The following is an 18,154-nucleotide window of genomic DNA, read 5'->3' as shown; positions in this document are numbered from 1 at the left end:
CGCCACCGCCGATCAGGCGCGGCGCTACCGCCGATCAGGCGCGACGGCCCAGGTGCGCGAGCACCCGGGTCCGCCGGTCGGCGTCCGCGGGCACCTCGACGGCGGGCCCGCAGACCCCCTCCATACGGATCGAGTCGCCCAGGGCCTGCGCCGTCGCCTCCACGAAGTCGAGATCCTCGTCGTCGACGGAGTCGTCCAGGCCGGCGGCGCGGGCGATGTCCCAGCCGTGCACGACGAGGTCGAAGTTGTAGAACCGCGCGACGGTCGCGGCGAGGGTGGTGCGGCCGAAGTGGCCGTCGTACTCGAGGCCGGCGCGCTGCGGATCGTCGAGGATCGCCTGCATGCCGTCGCGGGTGGCGGCCCACGCGCCGGCCGGGTCGGTGTCCGGCGAGGGGCAGGCGGGCAGTTCCAGGCCGACGACGGTGACGATCTGCCGCTGCGTGTCGACGACGTGCCGCAGCACGTCGCGGGCGGTCCAGCCCTCGCAGGGCGACGGCGCGTCCCACCGGTCGGCCGGCACGGCCTCGACGCGTGTGGTGAACTTCGCCGCGAGTTCGCGGTAGTGACGGGCGGGGGAGAGGGTCTCGGTCATGCCGCGAATTCTTCCGCCCCGAGGTCGCCGAGGGATTGGATACTTCGGACATCGAGTGCCGAGCCCGGGCCGTGCCACCGTGGTGCCTCGCCGGCGAGCAGGGCGGTGGGCGTCAGGGTGGAGATCCTGCGGGCCTCACGGTTCAGGTGCGACTGGTCGCTGTAGCCGGCGACCGATGCGAGTTCGGCCAGTCCGCGCCCGGGACCGGCGTCGGCGAGGGCCATGAACCGTTGCAGGCGAAGAATCGATCGCAACGTGGCCGGGCCGTACCCGAACGCCTCGTTGCAGCGGCGCTGCAGCTGACGCTCGGTGAGTGCGGCGGTGTCGGCGAGCGTGCCGACGCTCCACGAGTGCCCGGACAGTGCCTGCCGGAGGTGCCCGATCAGCGGGTCGGGGGCAAGGCCGTGCGCGAGCCAGCGCCGCACCGCGGATTGGAACACCTCGAGCCGTTCGGGGGCGGTCCGGGCGTTGTCGAGCCGGTCGGCGAGTGGTCTGGCCCCGGCCGAGCCGATCAGGTCGTCCAACCCGACGCGGGTATCGCGGAGTTGCGCGGCCGACGCGCGCAGGGCGAACGAGGCGAGACCGGGGCGGAACCGCACGCCGGCGGAGACGACGCCGGGCGGCAGGGTGAACGACCACGCGGACGTTTCCGGACCGCACACGCGAATGCCGACGCCGGCGATCCACAGGACGTCGACGCATCCGTCCGGAACGAGGAGGTGACTCTGCCCGTCGGAGACCGCCGACCACACGCACACCAGGTGCTCGGCGAGGTCCGCGCTGGGAGTGCTCGGCACATACCACCTCATGGCCCACGAGCGTAGGCGCAGGCTCCGACAATCGCTGCCTGCGTGGGGAACCGGCTTCCGTCACGGCCGGTACGGCAGGTGCCGCACCGCGACGGTGAGTGCGACGGCGACCGCGGTGGCGACCCACAGGGCGTGCAGTCCGAACGCCCGATGCGCGAGGGCACCGCCGACGGCGCCGGTCACCAGGCCCAGCCACAGGCCCAGGTACGGCAGCCAGCTCCAGCGGGGCCCGCCGAACAGCGCGGCCGCGAGCCGCTGCCCGATCTTGACGAGCGCCCCGGTCATGTACGTCAGGGCCACGCTCACCTCGCCGTCGCGCTGGAACACCGAGTTCTCCGCGCCCATGGCGAGGGTCATCGCCACCACCGCGACGGGCGTCCACCCCGCCGTGTGGGCGAGCGCACCGAGTAGCAGCAGCGCGGATACCGCGGCGAGGACGGCGGTCTTGCGGGCGCGCCGGCTGCGGTCGGACAGTTGCGCCACCACCCCGCCGAGGACGACACCGACGAGGAAGAGCCCGATGATGCCGGCGGTGAGGGCCGCCTGGCCCCAGGCGCCGTCGGCCAGGCCGACGCTCATGCGCGTGGAGTTGCCGCTCATGAACGACACGAACACGCCCCCGAGGGTGATGAAGCCGAGCGCGTCGACGAATCCGGCGAGGCCGGACAGCGCGATGGCGAGGGCCGTGAGTTGTCTGCCGTATCCGACCACGGACAAATCGTAATCACCTTGTGCTGTTACCTCTGGTAACGAAAGGGATGTCCGGTACGACCTCCGGGAGACGCCCTTTCGTTCCCCCGCGGAGGGTGCCGCCGTACCGCATCCCGCCCCCAGGAGTACCCAGCGTGTTCGCCTCACCGTCCCGCCAGTCCCCGAACCACCGCAGGCGGGGATGGAGCGCCGGACTCGCCGCGGCGGCCCTGCTGCTGACCGGATGCGCCGCAGCAACGGACACCGCCACCCCGGCGCACGCGCCCACCGTCGCCGCGACCCCGACGGTGACGACCACCCCGCCCCCGGCCCCCGCACCGGCGCCGACCCACGTTCCCGCGGACGCATCCGCCTCGTCGGCGCTGGCCACGCTCGCGACGCTGCCGGTCAAGGGGCGAGCGCCCAAGACCGGTTACGACCGCGAACTCTTCGGCCCGGCGTGGAGCGACGACGTCGACGTCGACGGCGGCCGCAACGGCTGCGACACCCGCAACGAAATCCTGCGGCGCGACCTCGTCGACATCACCTACAAGACCGCCACCCGGGACTGCGTGGTCCTCTTCGGCACCCTCCACGACGCCTACACCGGCACGACCATCGAGTTCCGCCGTGGCCAGGACACCTCCGCCGACGTGCAGATCGACCATGTCGTCGCGCTGTCCGACGCGTGGCAGAAGGGTGCCCAGCAGCTCGACCAGCAGACCCGCGCGAACTTCGCCAACGATCCCCGCAACCTGCAGGCCGTCGACGGCGACGCCAACCAGCAGAAGGGCGACGGCGACGCCGCGACCTGGCTGCCGCCGAACCGGTCCTACCGGTGCACGTACGTCGCGCGGCAGATCGAGGTCAAGGCCCTCTATCAGCTGTGGGTGACCCAGGCCGAGCACGACGCGATGGTCCGCGTCCTCACCGAGTGCGGCGCCGCCGCTCCGGCGCCCGTGCCCGCCGCGCCTGCCGCGACCGTGGCGCCGGAACCGGCCCCGTCGGTGGCATCGCCGCCGGCCGCCGCCGCGACCTACCGCAACTGCGCCGAGGCGCGGGCCGCCGGCGCCGCGCCGCTGTACGCCGGTCAGCCCGGGTACAGCGAGGAGATGGACGGTGACCGGGACGGTGTCGCCTGCGAGTGAGCCGCCCGGCGCGTCAGCGCTCCGCGACCGTGATCGTCACCGTGTCGCCCACCTCGACCGACTCGGCGGCGCGCACCGACCTCTTCAACGCGAGGAAATGCCGGCCGTCGCCCCGCGGCTGCAGGGACGTGTCCCACTCGGTGCCGCCCATGCGGGCGCGTACCGGGATCAGTCCGCGTACGGCGACGCTCGTCACGGCCTCGACGATCCGGGCCGGCACGTCGAGGTAGTGCCAGCCGCCCGGGCCGGGAAAGACCTCGACGATGCCGGAGAAGCGCATGCCGCGAGGCTAGAGGGTGGGGCCGACACGACAGGGAAGCGAAAAAGCCCCTGTGATCCGCGAAGCTGCGGATCACAGGGGCTTCCCCGTGGCGGAGGATAGGGGATTTGAACCCCTGAGGGCGTTAACCCAACCCGCGTTCCAGGCGAGCGCCATAGGCCACTAGGCGAATCCTCCGTGGGGAAGCATACCGAATATGACCTGGTGGTTGCCAAACGGGGAGGTCGCCGCGGGTTTCGGCGGGGTGTGGCGGTGCCGATTCACGGTTCGGAGCGATGTTTGTCTACACTGGCCGATGGATCCCGCGCGGCGCGCATCCTGTGAACTCCCCCAGGGCCGGAAGGCAGCAAGGGTCAACGGGCTCTGCCGGGTGCGCGGGGTCCCCTAGCTTCCGATGCCGATGCCCGTGCCGTTGGGCGCGGTGAAAGGTCCTTCCGCATGCCTACCCAAACCCAGATTGGGTTGATGAGCCATGAGGAACTCGTCGCAGAGCACGAGCGCCAGTCCCACAACTACGCGCGACTCGAAGCCGAGAAGCTGACGCTGGACCTGACTCGCGGCAAGCCGTCCCCCGAGCAGCTGGACCTCTCCGCGGAGTTGCTGTCGCTGCCCGGGGTCGACGACTACCGCGACGCGTCCGGCACGGACTGCCGTAACTACGGCGGCCTGCGCGGACTGCCCGAGCTGCGCGCCATCTTCGGGGAGCTCCTGGGCATCCCCACCGAGAACCTGATCGCCGGCAACAACGCCAGCCTCGAGATCATGCACGACCTGGTCGTGGCGTCGTTGCTGCACGGCACGGTGGATTCACCGCGCCCGTGGTCCCAGGAACCCGTCGTCAGGTTCCTGTGCCCCGCGCCCGGCTACGACCGGCACTTCGCGATCACCGAGTCGTACGGGATCGAGATGATCCCGGTGCCCATGCACGACGACGGGCCGGACCTGGCGAAGATCGCCGCGCTCGTCGGCTCGGACCCGCAGATCAAGGGCATGTGGGCGGTGCCCACCTACTCGAACCCGACCGGCGCCGTGTACTCCGAGCGCGCCGCCCGCGAACTGGCGTCGATGCCGACCGCCGCGCCGGACTTCCGGATCTTCTGGGACAACGCGTACGCCGTGCATCCCCTGGTCGAGGAGGCCGCCCCCGCCCTGGACATCCTGGGCATGGCGGCCGAGGCCGGGCACCCGAACCGCGTGTTCGTCCTCGCCTCGACATCCAAGATCACCTTTGCCGGCGCCGGCGTCAGCTTCTTCGGCAGCTCGGCCGAGAACCTGGCGTGGTACGAGAAGTTCCTGGGTATCAAGACCATCGGCCCGGACAAGGTCAACCAGCTGCGTCATCTGCGCTTCTTCGGTGATGCCGACGGGGTGCGGGCCCACATGGCCAAGCATCGCGAGCTCCTCGCACCGAAGTTCGCGCTCGTGCTGAAGATCCTCGAGGACCGGCTCGGGCCGTCGAAGGTGGCGTCCTGGACCGAGCCGAAGGGCGGCTACTTCATCAGCCTCGACGTGGTGGAGGGCACCGCCAAGCGGGTCATCTCCCTCGCGAAGAACGCGGGGATCGCGCTGACCGCGGCCGGGTCGGCGTTCCCGTACAAGAACGACCCCGAGGACAAGAACATCCGGCTCGCCCCGAGCTTCCCGTCGCTGAACGAACTCGCCACCGCCATGGACGGCGTCGCGACGTGCGTGCTGCTCGCGGCGACCGAGAAGGCCCTGGGCAAGTAGCTCCTCCCCGTAGGCCCCGGTCGTCACGCGGCGACCGGGGCCTACGGGTGTTTCCCCCACCTGTGGACAACTCTGTGGACAAGCGGTGGACAACTCGGCTCGGCGTCCGTCGGGCCGCGGGCAATTCTCGCCGTCACGGCCCGGTCGTCCTGGCCGAATGTCACATCGCTTCGGTCACATCGAACGCGTGTGACATTCAGCCGGTGGCCGCGTCCTCGACGTAGCGGTCGATCTGCTCGCGCCAGAACTCCCGGACGCTGTCGGCCGAGTTCCCGGCACCGATCGCGTGTGCGACGAGGGCCTGAACGTCCTCGAGAACGCGGGTGTACTCGGATTCGTCACCGTGCAGTGCCATAGGCGAACGATACGCGCGCACATGGTGCGTCCGGCCTGCGTTCTGTGCCCGCCCACACCCTTCAAGGGTTCCGCCGGTGGCGCGGATCCCACCGCTGCTCGATCACAGAGACCATCCCAACCGGAGATCGGGTACCGAAGGATCGCCGAGGCGCTCGAGTCGGCGTTCGCGTCACCGGATCCCACCCCAGGCGCACTGGTCGGGGGAGCCCCTGTCGACCGCGGACCGGGAGTAGCGCGCCGGGTACCGGGTATCCGGACGGCGTCCGTGAAGGACCGTCGACGGAGGGAGCCACCATCGCTAGGTCGCAGGACTCGGAACGCGCGAAGTGCCGGCACGAATTTCTCGCGCAGGTCGCCGGCTCCTCGCCGACGAATCCTGCGGTCGCCTGACGAACCGAGGACCTCGATGGCGCCACGTGAGGAGATGTATCCGGATCCCGACGACATGCAGGTCATCGCGAGCCTCGATCAGCTCGCCGCTCTCGTCGCGGGGGATCCGCTCATCTATCTGCGCTGTTCACCGGGACCGGCCGCGGACGCCGCGGACGGCCCCACGCGGGATGTCGAAGGCAATGTCACCCTGCCTGGTTGGTCTGTCGTGCCGGTCGCGCCGGAGCCGTGGTGGCGTCGGCCCGTCGAGGACTGGGTGGCACGGCGGGTCCACCGGTACGCCACGCGGCATACGCCCGACGGATGCTTCCTCTGGCTGCTCAAGGGGACGATGGTCGGCCGCGGACCCGACCAGGAACCGTTGGTGATCGACATCCAGCCGCACGCGCGGCTCAGTCCCAGGGTGCTACGGGAGGCGGAGCAGCGGTATCACGAGCGGTTCGACGTGCAGGCGGAATCCCCAGGGCGGTGAGTCCACAAGGCGGTGAGGCGGGCGGCCGGCGTCGTCCGCTCGGCTTCACCGCTGCAGGACGAGGTGGGGCGTCTCGTGTTCCGGAAGAAGCACGTCCTGGACGATATCCGTTGTCCGCAGAGCCGAGAACGACACCAGCGCGATCGCCACGATCAGCGTCGCGGCGACCGTGCGAGCCCACGGAAGCCGAGGCGGATCGACCAGCGCGTGCACGCGTTCGACTACGTCACCGCCCGCCACCGAGAGCGTGGTCGACGAATGAGCCTCGAGGGAGCGGCTTCTCGCGACGGCTGCGGCGGCGACGGCCTGGGCGGCCGCGCGACGGCCACCGGCGGCGGCTTCCTCGTCGGCCCACCGCTCCGCGGCCCGGCGAACGACGTCGGGAACCGGCCGCAGCAGCGGGTGGAGTGCGGCCGCCGTCTCGGCGATCTGGATCCACCGGGAATGATGGTGCCGCAGGTGGGCGTGCTCGTGTGCGAGCAATACGGTCAGTTCGTCCTCGGTGAGAGCCGACTTCATGGCGGTCGTCACGACGATCCCGCCCCCTCGCCCGGGGACGGAGTAGGCGTCGGCGACCGGGCTCCGGGCGAGGAGGTAGCCCTCCGTCCGGGGGAGGATTCGGCAGAATCGAGTTGCTGCGCAAAGGTTCTGCCGGACGTGCCAGAGGTGCCGCAGGCCCCCGGCTGTGGCACACAGAGCGGCGGTGAGGAGGATCGCCGCGACTGCGACGGATGTCGTGCCGGGCCGGTGGTGGATGAGCGTGAGGGCCACGGCAGTCGCCGACGAGAGCAATGTCAGGGCGCACAGAGCGGAGAGAACAGGTAGGAGCCGGACCGTTGTCGCCGGCCGGGCCTGTACCGCGATGCGCTCGGCTCCGATACCGAGCGCTGCTCCCACCGCGAGTGGAGCGAGGACAGCAGGCATTATCACGGCTCTCTCCCTTCGTCCGGCTCGCCGTCCTCGCGCCCGAGCAGCCTCAGCAGCATCCGCTCGTCGTCGGGTGTCAATTCCGCGACGAACCGGGCCAGCACGTCCGCGCGGCGGCCGTACTTGTCGAGAAGCCGATGCATGTCCCGGGCGGCCTGCGCAGCCGGGAGCGTCTCGATCGGTGCCGCGAGCCGATACGCGTAACCACGACCGGATGGCGTCCGGTCCAGAATTCCCTTGCCGTGCATGCGGGCCAGCGTCGTCATCACGGTGGTGTGGGCGAGTGCTCCTGGCAGCAACTCGTTCACCCTTGCCACGGTGAGCGGCTCTTCCGCGCCGGCAAGGACGTCGACGATCTCCTGCTCCAGGGTGCCGCGTAGGCGCCGCGCCATCGGTTTCAGGCTCCTCTCAGGACATCTACTACTATCGAGAAAGTAGTAGATGTCCGGTCATCCCTCTCCCGAGGAGCAGCATGTCCCAGATCAACGGACTCCCGGCGCACATACTGTTCGTGCACGCCATCGTAGTGTTGGTGCCGCTCGTGGCGGTCGGAGTCGTCCTTTCGGCCCTCTGGCCCGCCGCCCGTGTGCGGCTCGTGTGGCCCACTGCGGCGCTGGCCACCGCACTGCTCGTCCTGACCCCGCTGACCGCCGAGGCCGGTGAGTCGCTGGAGCATCAGGTCGACAGCACCGCACTGCTGCACACCCATACCGAGCTCGGTGACACCATGCCGTTCGTCGCCGCTGGGCTGTTCGCCGCGGCGATGCTGGTCGGGGCCCTGCACGTGCTGGATTCGCGTGGGTCGATGCCGGCCGCACGAGTGCGGCTCCTGACCGTGGTCACCGCCCTCGTCGCGGTCCTCGTCGGGGTCGGCGCGACGGTTCAGGTGTATCGGGTGGGCGACTCCGGCGCGCAGGCCACCTGGCAGGACCGGGTGGGCGTCGCCGCGGGGGAGTCGCCGTGACCTGTTCAATGCCACCCGCGTGCGCCCCGCACCGGCCGCGGCCCGCTTACGACACCGAACGCGCCTCGGCGGAGATCGATCCGATGGAACCGCGCGAGCCCATGGGGCGTGTTTCCCCGGAGACCGCCGTCGCATGGCCGGCTCGTGCGCTCTGGATAGGTCGCCTCGCACGTGAGACACTCGTGTCACGGGATTGACGTCGTGCTCCCGGCCATCCCCTCCCGTGCCGGGCCGAGGAGCTGAAGATGGGCGGGCGTACACCCAGGAGGTGGCCGTGATGTCAGAGGCTGCCCGCCGCCGATCGCCCACCCGGGCTGATGCCGCGGGTATCCGCGGGCGAGCGATCGGCCGGTCGACACACTCCCGTGCCGAAACGGACGGCCGGGGGAACGTCACCACTGCCGGGACGATGGGTGTCCGGTGATCGAGAGACCAACGGCCAGCGATCCCTCCGAGAAGGCAGCGGGCCCGCAGCGCCTGCTCGCCCTACTGCTGGCGATGGCGATGTTCGTGCTCGTCGTCGACACATCGCTGATGAACGTCTCGATCTCATCGGTGGTTCGCGACCTCGGCACGACGGTCAGCGGCGTGCAGGCTGCGATCGCGCTCGAGGCGTTGGTTTCTGCGGCATTCATCCTGATCGGTGGCAAGGTCGGTGATCTCATCGGACGCAAGCGTGCGTACGTGCTCGGCCTGCTCGGTTACGCAGTCGGTGCGTCGGCGATGGCGTTCGCGCAGAGCCTGACCGTGATCGTCGTCTTCTGGGCCGTACTCGGTGGGATCGGCGCGTCACTCCTGTTGCCCGCCATGCAGTCTCTCATCCACGGCAATTTCGAGGGGGAGGCGCAGAAGAAGGTCTACGCGCTGGTCGGGGCGGCGGCTGCGATTGCCGCTGCCGTCGGACCGCTGCTGGGAGGCTTCATCACCACCTACCTGTCGTGGCGCGTCGGGTTTGTGCTCGAGGTCGTCATCATCGGGGTCGTGCTGTCCGGTATCAGGCTCGTCCACGATGTGCCGTACACCGGACCTCGGGGCGTTGACCTGATTGGTGCGGTACTTTCCGTTCTGGGCATGGGCGGGATCGTGCTGGGAATCCTGGTGTGGCAGGAGGGCGGCGAAGCCGTTGGTGCGCTCCTGGTGGTCGGTGCGATTGCGCTGGCTGTGCTGGCCTACTGGCTCGTGCGGCGCAAACGTCGAGGCGAGCCGGCGCTGCTGGACCCGGATTTGTTCCGCTCCAAGATCTTCAAGCTGGGGATCTCCGGGCAGATGCTCCAGCAGATTGCGCTCGGCGGCACGATGATCGCGCTGCCGATCTACCTGCAGATGGTGCTCGAGTACAACGCGCTGCAGGCGGGCCTGTCCCTCGCACCGCTGTCGCTCAGCATGTTCGCAGTGGCGTTGCTCGCAGGGAAGAAGGCGAGTGATCGCCGCCCGAGCGGCATCATCCGGTGGGGATTCGTTCTCCTCACGATCGGGATCGTGGCGCTGATCCCGATCGTGCCGCGGGCGGAGTTCGGCTGGGGCCTCGTGATCCCCCTGGTGATTGCCGGATCGGGATTGGGGTTGTTGGTCTCTCAACTCAACAACTACACACTCGCCCCGATCGAGGAGGAGCGGATCAGCGAAGCCGCCGGCGTCAATTCTGCGGCAGGATCGTTCGGGTTGTCGTTCGGGCTGGCGTTCGCCGGCGCCATCATGCTGGCAACGCTGTCCCTCACCTTCACCGCAATGGCGGAATCGAGCACCGTGCTCCCGCAGGCAGAGCAACAGCAGGTGGCGCAGGTCCTCGAGGACGACGCCGAAGTCATGAGCAACACCCAGCTCGAACAGCTGCTCGCCGGCGAACCCCCGGAGTTTCAAGACGAGATCATCCGTATCAACACCGACGCACGACCGCTCGCCCTACAGGTGGCACTGCTCATTCCCCTCCTCGCCGGTCTCATCGGGGTGTTCAACTCGTTCCGCATGATGCGCATACCGGAACCCACACCGAAGAGCCCCGGCGAAGGGCCTGATGGGGCAGAATACGCGCCGTAGTCGGGTTTCCGGCGAAATGGTACGTAACCGTTGGTGTTCAACGGTTTTCGTGTCGGACGCGCCCACCCGGCGCCGGCCGGGCGGACGCCACGTTCTGCCGTAGAGTGGCACGGTGCTGACAGCTTTCTGGTACGGCCTGGGTACCGCGGTGCCGCTGTTCGCCGGTGCCCTGATGGGGCTCCGGTACGACCTGCCCCGTCCGCTGCTTGCGGCCCTGATGGCGTTCGGTGCCGGAGCCATGGTCTCCGCGGTGTCCACCGAATTGTTCGCGCCCGCCTTCGCGGACCAGGGCCTGTGGTCCGCAGGCGGCGCGCTGCTGCTCGGTGCCGTGGTGTACGTCGTCGCCGACCGGTTGATCGAGCGCCGGCTCGGCGCCGCTGCATTGGGGTGGGCGCTGATGCTCGGGGCGTTGCTCGACGGGATCCCGGAGAACGCCGCCCTCGGGGTGACACTCGGCGGTGCCGGTGCCGGCGGGATGGTACTGCTGGTCGCCATCGCCGTCGGCAACGTGCCCGAGGCGGTCGCCGGTGCCGCGTCGATGCGCTCGAACTTCGACCGGCGGAAGGCCGTGCTCATCTGGGGCATCACGGCGGCGCTGCTGGTGGTCGTGGTGGTCGTCGCGACGGCGTATGCCGACTCGCTGCCCCCCGCGGGGATCTCGCTCATCCAGGCCTTCGCCGGTGGCGCGACGATCGCGGTCCTCGCCGATTCCCTGATGCCGGAGGCATACCGGGAAGGTGGCTGGTGGGTGGGAATATCCACCGCCCTCGGATTCCTCGTCGCGTCCGCTCTGGGCGGGTGACGTCGACGCCGGCATCCGAACCCGTCCGTTTCACCGCCGGCGAGCAAGGTAGAGGAACGTGTGGCACGACGTCGGCGGTGGCCGTTGCGCGACGGCACGCACCTCGCGGCGGGCGGGCCGCCGGTCGCCGGGCTCACCGGCTGCCGCCGCACGCTGCCCGCCCCGACCCCGATGCTCGACTACCTCGACGCCGAACACGAGAGCATGCGTTGAGCCGCGGCGCGGAAGTGGAAGAACTCACTCGTAGAAGGCGTGCAGCCGGTGCAGGAGCTGCATCACGGAAATCCACACCGTCAGTTCGATAATCTCCGGCGGCGCAAGTTCCTTCGTGGCAGCGGCGACGACCTCCGGGGTGATCTGCGCGGGGCTGCTCGATGCGGCCTCGGCGTAGGCGAGGGCCGTGTCGGTGTGCACGTCGAGCCCGGCGCGGCTCCCGGCGAGCTGTGAAGTGGTTGCGCCGGCATATTCGGCCAGATTGCGCGCCGATTTCGCGAGCGCCTCGTCTTCGACTGCGTTCGCGTACACGAGACCGGCCAGGTGCTTCGCGCGCAACCCGAGCCGGCTCTGCTTCGGGTCGGTGTTGGCACCGAGGACGGCGGCGAGTGCGCGAATCGCCCGGCCGTGTGACAGGTGCGCCAGGATCGGGAAGTCGTGGCCCGTCCGCTGGCGGAGATGAATCCCGACTGCCGGCCAACTGTGTGGCACACCGGACGTCCAGTGCTTGTCGGCGCGGATCACCGACGGCAAGACCGGCAACAAGGCGAGCAGGTCCACAAACCTGTCCGGTTGCGGCTTGGTCGGCGTTACGGTGGCTGCCGGTATCGGCAGGTGTTTTCCGGCCGTCCAGCCCGTCGGACCGATCACCTCGTCGGCGAGGGCCAGCATGCTCTCTTCGAGCGGAATGCCCACAGTGTCATTGAATTTGTTCAAGAAGCCCATCACCGCGACTGCGAGCACCAACCACTCCGCGTCCGCCGGAGAAAAGGAATCGCGCAGCGCATCCCGCTGCGCCGGGGTCAGCGACCCGGGAACGCGTCCGAGTCCCTCCGCGACGTCGAGCGCGGACCGCTCGGCACTGCTGTAGCCACCCGACGCCGGCCCCCGGCCCACGATCCGCACAAGATCACCCTCGTCGGCCCCACGCCGGAGCGCGAACGCGCAGCAGTGTGATGCGCAGTATGCGCACCCCGCTGCGCGGCTGGCCGTGTACATGGCGAGGCCGACCGTCGCCTTGGGGGGTCCGAAACCGAACAGCAGGAAGGGCAGGTTGAGGAAGTTGGGTACGAGCACGTTGTACGTGCGCATCCCGATCGGCCAGATCTCCAAATACGCGGCGGCATTCGGCGCTACGCCGAGAACCTTCCGGACCATTGCAAACTGCGCACCGTATCGGCGTTGCAGGGTCACCATGTCCACGGACGATCCGTGCAGCGCCTGAGCGATTGTCCCGGGCGAGGACGTCACGAGGCGAATCGTACCGCCGACACCGACCGCGGTACCAGGTCCGCGCACGCCGGCGAAGGTCGAGGAGTTCGTCGGCCCGGCGTTACGCCGCCGAACACGCCCTCCGCCCCAGGCTGCGGCCTGACTCACATGACCGACCGAAGCGGAGTGCCTCCTCGGCCCATGCCCGCCGCGGATGCCATGATCGTGGCCATGGCACCGACGTTGAACCTCGTGGGTGATGCCGACGCCGATGCGTTGCTCGCCGCCGATCCGCTCGCCCTGCTCATCGGGATGCTCCTCGATCAGCAGGTTCCGATGGAGACCGCGTTCGCGGGACCGAAGAAGCTCGCCGACCGCCTCGGTGGTCTGGACGTGCACCGCATTGCCGACGCCGATCCGGACGAGTTCGCCGCGATCTGCGCCCGGCCGCCGGCCGTGCACCGGTTTCCCGGATCGATGGCCGAGCGGATCCAGGCGCTGTGCGCCGAGGTCACGGACCGCTACGACGGCGACGCGGCAGCACTGTGGACGAGCGGCGACCCCGACGGCAAGGAGGTGCTGAAGCGCCTGAAGGCCCTGCCCGGCTACGGCGACCAGAAGGCCCGGATCTTCCTGGCTCTGCTGGGCAAGCAGATCGGGGTGCGGCCGGAGGGCTGGCGGGAGGCCGCGGGGGAGTACGGCGAGGACGGGTCGCGGCGGTCCATCGCCGACGTCGTCGACGCGCAGACCCTGCAGGAGGTCCGGGAGTTCAAGAAGGCGTCGAAGGCGGCCGCGAAGAAGAAGTGAGCCGCGCTAGAGCGCGATCGGCGTCTATGGGGAGCGGCACCCACATGGACACCCACCATGTCGCGGCAACAACGAATGTGAGTGGCCGATTGGTAATGGCGGGTTCGGCGCACCGGCGCCGGTTACCGGAAGATCCGATTGTCTCCGTGGATTCCGCTTCGTCATCGCCGTGCCGGCCGTCCCAGCCTGCGGGACGAGTTCGCCGGATGTCTCCGTGCGTGGGCTCAACTACGGATAAGTCTCCACTTCTGCTGTCTCCGAGGAACGTCGGACATTGGAGTATCGCCGGAGCTGCGCCACCGTCCGCGACTACCTACGGCCACGGCGTAAGGTCGGAGCCGCCCCGCTCGGAAGGTCGGCGCCGAAGGTCCGGCGGATCGTGTTTTCGAGGCTGCGCTCCGATGGCCTGACCGCCGACGAGCAGAGCGGGCTCGAGCAGGTCCTCGCCGGCTGCCGGCATCTCGAGGTCACCGTCGCCCAGGTCACCGCCGCCGCCGAGATGCTCACCGAAGGCCTCGGCGAGAACCTGGTGCACTTGGAGGGCGTCGGTCGAAGCGGATGACTGCCGCAGCTGCACCGGGTGTCCGCAACGGGCTGAGCCTCGTCTTGCAGTTCCGGAGCGGTCGAAGGCCACGTCGACCGCATACGGCGATATCCTGAGGCCACGCCTCACCAGGTGGGGTCATGGAGGAACGTGCGCTGGTCGTGCCGTCGGGACCGGTGCACGGGAGTAGCGAGTCGACGGAGTGAGTAGCTCGTACCGATGGGTGACCGGGATCGGTTCGATACGCAGCGGTACCCGCCGGCCCCCGCCGCGGAGTTGGCCGACGCCGGGTTCGACGAGGTCGGAGAGATCGGCCGCGGCGGGTTCGGCGTGGTCTACCTCTGCACCCAGGCGGACCTGGATCGCACGGTGGCGGTGAAGGTACTCACCGTCGACCTCGACGAGGAGAACCGGGCACGGTTCCTCCGGGAGCAGCGGGCGATGGGGCGGCTGACCGGGCACCCGAACATCGTCCCCATTCTGCAGGTCGGCACCACCGACAGCGGCCGGCCCTACCTGGTGATGCCGTACCACCCGCAGGGTTCCCTCGATGCGCGAATCCACCGGCACGGGCCGCTGCCGCTGGATCAGGCCCTGCGGCTCGGGGTGAAGATGGCCGGGGCGCTCGAGACCGCGCACCGGCTCGGCATCGTGCACCGCGACGTCAAACCGGCGAACATCCTGCTCACCGAGTACGGCGAACCGCAACTGGCCGACTTCGGCATCGCGCACATCGCCGGGGGTTTCGAGACCGCCACCGGTGCCGTCACCGGATCGCCCGCCTACACCGCGCCGGAGGTGCTGGCCGGGGATCCACCGAGTCCGGCCGCCGACGTCTACGGTCTGGGCGCCACCGTGTTCAGTGCGCTGACCGGCCACGCCGCGTTCGAACGCCGCAGCGGGGAGCAGGTGGTCGCGCAGTTCCTGCGGATCACCACGCAACCGGTGCCGGATCTGCGCGAGCACGGGATCCCCGACGACGTGGCCGACACGATCGCCCGGGCGATGGCCCGCCAGCCCGGTCGGCGTCCGGCCACCGCCGCCGCCTTCGGGACCCAATTGCAGCAGCTGCAACGCAACCACGACCTCCCGGTCGACGACATGGCCCTACGCGCCGAACCCGACGCAGAGGCCGAGGTCGACTCGGAGGCCGGGGACCCCGGGCCGGTGCCGAGCGGCCGACGCCGGACCACGGCACCCGCCATACCGGGCACCACCGGCAGTCTGCCCTTGGAGCGGACCAGTTTCGTCGGCCGCCGGCACGAGCTCACCGAGGCGAAGAACCTGCTGGCCGGCTCCCGGCTGGTGACGTTGACCGGAATCGGCGGAGTCGGCAAGACCCGCCTGGCGATGCGCGTCGCCGCGGCGGTGCAGCGCGACTACGCCCAAGGGGTGCGCCTGGTCGAACTCGGGGAGCTGCACGACCGCGCGTCGCTGCTCGACGCGGTGGCCGCCGCAGTGGGGCTGCGGGACCAGTCGGCGCGGCCGATGCAGGAGGTGCTGCTCGAATTCCTCGCCCCGCGGCAGGTGCTGGTGGTGCTCGACAACTGCGAGCACCTGATCGACGCGGTCGCCGACCTCGCCGACCTGCTGCTGCGAACGTGTCCTCGGCTGCGGATCCTGGCCACCAGCCGCGAACCCCTGGTCCTCGGCGGAGAGGCGGTGCTCGCCGTCCCCCCGCTGACGGTCCCGGATCCACAGCAGCCGCCCTCGATGCGGACGTTGCCCCGATACGAGGCGGTGAAAATGTTCACCGAACGCGCCGCGGCCGCCGTGCCCGGTTTCGCGCTCACCGAGGACAACGCGGCGACGGTGGCACGGATCTGCCACCGGCTCGACGGGTTGCCCCTGCCGATCGAGCTGGCCGCGGCCCGGCTGCGGGCGCTCTCCCCCGAGCAGATCCTCGAGCGGCTCACCGACCGCTACACCCTGCTCACCCGCGGCAGCCGGGGTGCGCCGACGCGGCAACAGACGCTGCGGTGGTGTATCGACTGGAGTTTCGAGTTGTGCACCGCCGTCGAGCAACGGGTGTGGGGTCGGGTGGCGGTGTTCGCGGGCAGCTTCGACCTCGACGCCGCGGAGCAGGTGTGCGGTGCAGATATGGCCGCGGGCGAGGTGCTCGACACCCTGACCGCCCTGGTGGACAAGTCGATCCTGATCCGGGAGGAGGCCGGGTCGGTGGTGCGGTTCCGGATGCTCGAGACGCTGCGCGACTACGGCGTCGAGAAGCTCGAGCAGTCCGGCGAGGACATTACCGTGCGTCGCCGGCACCGGGACTGGTACGAGGCGTTGGCGTGCGCCGCGGAGGCCGAGTGGATCAGCGCCCGCCAGCTCGACTGGATCGCCCGCCTGAAGCGGGAACAACCGAACATTCGCGAGGCACTGGACTTCTGCGTCAAGGACGATCCCGTCGCCGGACTGCGCATCGCTGCCGCACTGTTCTCGTTCTGGAGCTCTCAGAGCCTCTACAACGAGGGGCGGCGCTGGTACGACCAACTGCTCGCCCGCCAGGACGGCCCACCCATCCTCGAACGGGCCAGGGCGCTCTACTGTGCCAGCGTAATGGCCAACGTCCAGGGCGACTTCCACGCCGGGACCACACTCGTCGAGCACGCGCGCACGCTCGCCGCGCAGACCACCGACCCCCTGGTGCGCGCGTTGGTTTCCTTCGCCGACGGAAGGCTCGGACTCCTCAGCGGTGATTTCGAACATGCCCGTTCTCACCTCGAATCCGCACTTGCACAGTTCAGTGAACGCGGCGATCGGACGCTCGAGGTGACTGCGCTGACGGCACTCGGGACGGCCTATGGGCTGTCCGGCCTGAGAGAGGAGGCACTCGAATGCCATGAGCGGGTCCTCGCGATCACGACAACGCACGGCGAGACGGTGCATCGATCGTATGCGCTGTGGGCCTTGGGAATTATCCTGTGGCAGCAGGGTAATACAAGTCGTTCGGCGCAGTTTCTCGAGGAATCACTGGAGCTGTCCCGGCAGGTGCGTAGTCCCCACATCGTTGCAGCCTCCCTCGAGGCGCTGGCCTGGATCAGCGTCGACCAACGCGATGCACGTCGGGCTGCGGTTCTGATGGGAGCTGCGGACGGGTTGGCGCAGGCGATCGGCAGTTCCCCGATCATTCACTCCCATCTGGTTGCTTACCACGAAGAATGTGCCCGCAAGACCCGGCAGAAGCTCGGGGGCGACGCCTTCAGCGCGGCCTACCGCCAAGGTGAGCAATTCGGCTTCGACGCGGCCATCGCCTACGCCTTGCGCGAGCACCCGCCAGTCGACTCCCCGCCCGGCACCGAGGCGTCGGCGCGACTGACCAAGAGGGAACGCCAAGTCGCCGACCTGATCGGCGAAGGCCTGACGAATCAGGCCATCGCCCGTCGCCTGGTGATCTCCCCTCGCACGGCACAAGGCCATGTGGAGCACATCCTGGCCAAACTCGGATTCACCTCCCGGGCCCAGGTCGCGGCTTGGGTTACCGAGCAGACGCACGACTAAGGAGAGCGCCACTGGCGCTGGTAGGAATCCTCGGCCTTCAGGCCGGGGAGGATGTCAAACGGTCCAGGATCGTTGGGGCGGGACAATTCGTCTTCAGATCGGCGCGGGGTTTCGCCAGCGTGTAGGAGCGATGGCGGCGTGTGGTCCGCATGGCCTCGGTGAACAGGTCCGTCCAGCGCGAAGGAGCGCGGAGCCTCACACTGAAGTCGTTGATCACCACATACAACTTCTTTCCGGGTCGGAGTACTCGCCCAGTCTCGAGGAAGTCGCGGAACTCGCAGGTGCGTTGCGTGGGCGGCCCGGTAGTACCTGACAGTCCCGGACACCCCGCTTCCCGGCTTTTGTAAGGACCGATCGGTATGCACCGGCCTGTGCCGCGGAAGGGATGTGTGAGCGGCAACTTCTGCAGCATTCGACGGTGAACTTTGCACCCCCACTGTCGTGAATGATTGCAATCGACACAGAATAGTGCTGTGAAATAATCGCTTTCGGTGTTGGTCATGTCGCGACAATCGTCACTTTGGCGGACACGGAGTCCGATGACTCCGCCCCTAGTGACGATCGGGCGGTGCGAAAAGGTATGTCGGGGTGCGGCCGTCGGCCTTCGTTTCGTACCGACCAGTTTCCTTCCTCTGAAAAAATAGGTATGTCGCTAGGTATTACGGCCGTCGCCTGGCC

18 protein-coding genes, 1 tRNA gene, 1 other RNA gene and 1 pseudogene are annotated in these 18,154 nt (G+C 69.1%); 12 read left to right on the top strand and 9 right to left on the bottom strand.

Going from position 1 to position 18,154, the window contains the following annotated elements:
- Positions 1–34 precede the first annotated feature (34 nt).
- Genes A4U64_RS22740 through A4U64_RS22730 form a run of 3 tightly spaced genes read right to left on the bottom strand, consistent with a single transcriptional unit; the run spans position 35 to position 2,112 of the window.
- On the bottom strand, positions 35–592 hold the full coding sequence (locus tag A4U64_RS22740) for a TIGR03086 family metal-binding protein (RefSeq protein WP_065923161.1): 558 nt from the start codon (positions 590–592) through the stop codon (positions 35–37).
- On the bottom strand, positions 589–1,401 hold the full coding sequence (locus tag A4U64_RS22735; RefSeq protein WP_174824754.1) for a helix-turn-helix domain-containing protein: 813 nt from the start codon (positions 1,399–1,401) through the stop codon (positions 589–591). Before A4U64_RS22735 ends, A4U64_RS22740 begins: the two co-directional genes overlap by 4 nt.
- A 60-nt stretch (positions 1,402–1,461) precedes the next feature.
- A complete protein-coding gene (locus tag A4U64_RS22730; protein WP_029547091.1) occupies positions 1,462–2,112 on the bottom strand; it encodes a YoaK family protein in 651 nt (216 codons plus the stop codon).
- A gap of 134 nt (positions 2,113–2,246) precedes the next feature.
- Between A4U64_RS22730 and A4U64_RS22725 the strand changes: the two genes are divergently transcribed.
- Complete coding sequence (locus A4U64_RS22725) at positions 2,247–3,239, top strand: GmrSD restriction endonuclease domain-containing protein (protein ID WP_065923160.1); 993 nt, start codon at positions 2,247–2,249, stop codon at positions 3,237–3,239.
- Between the two features lie 13 nt (positions 3,240–3,252).
- Here the strand turns inward: A4U64_RS22725 and A4U64_RS22720 are convergent, their stop codons facing one another.
- A complete protein-coding gene (locus tag A4U64_RS22720; protein WP_065923159.1) occupies positions 3,253–3,519 on the bottom strand; it encodes a DUF1905 domain-containing protein in 267 nt (88 codons plus the stop codon).
- 89 nt (positions 3,520–3,608) lie between these two features.
- Positions 3,609–3,696: transfer RNA gene (locus A4U64_RS22715), tRNA-Ser, on the bottom strand.
- A 117-nt stretch (positions 3,697–3,813) separates the two neighbouring features.
- Here A4U64_RS22715 and ffs point away from each other — a divergent pair.
- Together ffs and A4U64_RS22705 are read left to right on the top strand one after the other, a co-directional pair.
- An RNA gene (ffs, locus tag A4U64_RS22710) (signal recognition particle sRNA small type) lies at positions 3,814–3,908 on the top strand.
- 49 nt (positions 3,909–3,957) lie between these two features.
- Positions 3,958–5,247, top strand: a complete 1,290-nt coding sequence (locus A4U64_RS22705; protein WP_006943089.1) for an aminotransferase class I/II-fold pyridoxal phosphate-dependent enzyme — start codon at positions 3,958–3,960, stop codon at positions 5,245–5,247.
- A gap of 196 nt (positions 5,248–5,443) precedes the next feature.
- On the opposite strand, the gene A4U64_RS28320 is transcribed toward A4U64_RS22705, so the two are convergent.
- Positions 5,444–5,602: a hypothetical protein gene (locus A4U64_RS28320; RefSeq protein ID WP_157127600.1), complete on the bottom strand. Its 159-nt coding sequence runs from the start codon at positions 5,600–5,602 to the stop codon at positions 5,444–5,446.
- Between the two features lie 408 nt (positions 5,603–6,010).
- On the opposite strand from A4U64_RS28320, the gene A4U64_RS22700 reads away from it, so the two are divergent.
- Complete coding sequence (locus tag A4U64_RS22700) at positions 6,011–6,466, top strand: DUF6098 family protein (protein ID WP_065923158.1); 456 nt, start codon at positions 6,011–6,013, stop codon at positions 6,464–6,466.
- Between the two features lie 45 nt (positions 6,467–6,511).
- On the opposite strand, the gene A4U64_RS27900 is transcribed toward A4U64_RS22700, so the two are convergent.
- Together A4U64_RS27900 and A4U64_RS22690 are read right to left on the bottom strand one after the other, a co-directional pair.
- Positions 6,512–7,390: a M48 family metalloprotease gene (locus A4U64_RS27900; RefSeq protein WP_084648682.1), complete on the bottom strand. Its 879-nt coding sequence runs from the start codon at positions 7,388–7,390 to the stop codon at positions 6,512–6,514.
- A gap of 2 nt (positions 7,391–7,392) precedes the next feature.
- Positions 7,393–7,785: a BlaI/MecI/CopY family transcriptional regulator gene (locus A4U64_RS22690; RefSeq protein ID WP_029547104.1), complete on the bottom strand. Its 393-nt coding sequence runs from the start codon at positions 7,783–7,785 to the stop codon at positions 7,393–7,395.
- An 80-nt stretch (positions 7,786–7,865) separates the two neighbouring features.
- On the opposite strand from A4U64_RS22690, the gene A4U64_RS22685 reads away from it, so the two are divergent.
- The 4 genes from A4U64_RS22685 to A4U64_RS28315 all read left to right on the top strand — a co-directional run bounded on the left by A4U64_RS22685 (position 7,866) and on the right by A4U64_RS28315 (position 11,409).
- Positions 7,866–8,357: a DUF2231 domain-containing protein gene (locus tag A4U64_RS22685; RefSeq protein WP_029547105.1), complete on the top strand. Its 492-nt coding sequence runs from the start codon at positions 7,866–7,868 to the stop codon at positions 8,355–8,357.
- A 420-nt stretch (positions 8,358–8,777) separates the two neighbouring features.
- The gene (locus A4U64_RS22680; protein WP_065923157.1) at positions 8,778–10,394 is read left to right on the top strand and encodes an MFS transporter; all 1,617 of its coding nucleotides are present in this window, start codon (positions 8,778–8,780) and stop codon (positions 10,392–10,394) included.
- A gap of 112 nt (positions 10,395–10,506) precedes the next feature.
- Positions 10,507–11,196 (top strand): ZIP family metal transporter, encoded by a 690-nt coding sequence (locus A4U64_RS22675; RefSeq protein ID WP_065923156.1) that lies wholly within the window; start codon positions 10,507–10,509, stop codon positions 11,194–11,196.
- A 60-nt stretch (positions 11,197–11,256) separates the two neighbouring features.
- On the top strand, positions 11,257–11,409 hold the full coding sequence (locus tag A4U64_RS28315; RefSeq protein WP_157127598.1) for a hypothetical protein: 153 nt from the start codon (positions 11,257–11,259) through the stop codon (positions 11,407–11,409).
- 24 nt (positions 11,410–11,433) lie between these two features.
- Here the strand turns inward: A4U64_RS28315 and A4U64_RS22670 are convergent, their stop codons facing one another.
- Positions 11,434–12,612: a carboxymuconolactone decarboxylase family protein gene (locus A4U64_RS22670; RefSeq protein WP_198163333.1), complete on the bottom strand. Its 1,179-nt coding sequence runs from the start codon at positions 12,610–12,612 to the stop codon at positions 11,434–11,436.
- Positions 12,613–12,852: 240 nt separating this feature from the next.
- Between A4U64_RS22670 and A4U64_RS22665 the strand changes: the two genes are divergently transcribed.
- From A4U64_RS22665 to A4U64_RS22655, 4 genes and pseudogenes are all read left to right on the top strand, one after another.
- The gene (locus tag A4U64_RS22665; RefSeq protein ID WP_050036244.1) at positions 12,853–13,428 is read left to right on the top strand and encodes an HhH-GPD-type base excision DNA repair protein; all 576 of its coding nucleotides are present in this window, start codon (positions 12,853–12,855) and stop codon (positions 13,426–13,428) included.
- Between the two features lie 379 nt (positions 13,429–13,807).
- Complete coding sequence (locus A4U64_RS22660) at positions 13,808–13,990, top strand: hypothetical protein (RefSeq protein WP_065923154.1); 183 nt, start codon at positions 13,808–13,810, stop codon at positions 13,988–13,990.
- Between the two features lie 201 nt (positions 13,991–14,191).
- A pseudogene (locus A4U64_RS29260) lies at positions 14,192–14,956 on the top strand (serine/threonine-protein kinase); the annotation flags it as partial.
- 366 nt (positions 14,957–15,322) lie between these two features.
- Positions 15,323–17,476, top strand: a complete 2,154-nt coding sequence (locus A4U64_RS22655) for an ATP-binding protein (protein WP_423815967.1) — start codon at positions 15,323–15,325, stop codon at positions 17,474–17,476.
- Positions 17,477–18,154 lie beyond the last annotated feature (678 nt).

This window comes from Rhodococcus sp. WB1 (assembly GCF_001700945.1).
In the GTDB taxonomy this organism is placed as follows: domain Bacteria; phylum Actinomycetota; class Actinomycetes; order Mycobacteriales; family Mycobacteriaceae; genus Rhodococcus; species Rhodococcus aetherivorans.
The sequence above is the reverse complement of the archived record's forward strand: the minus strand, read 5'-3'. Positions and strand labels throughout refer to the sequence as shown.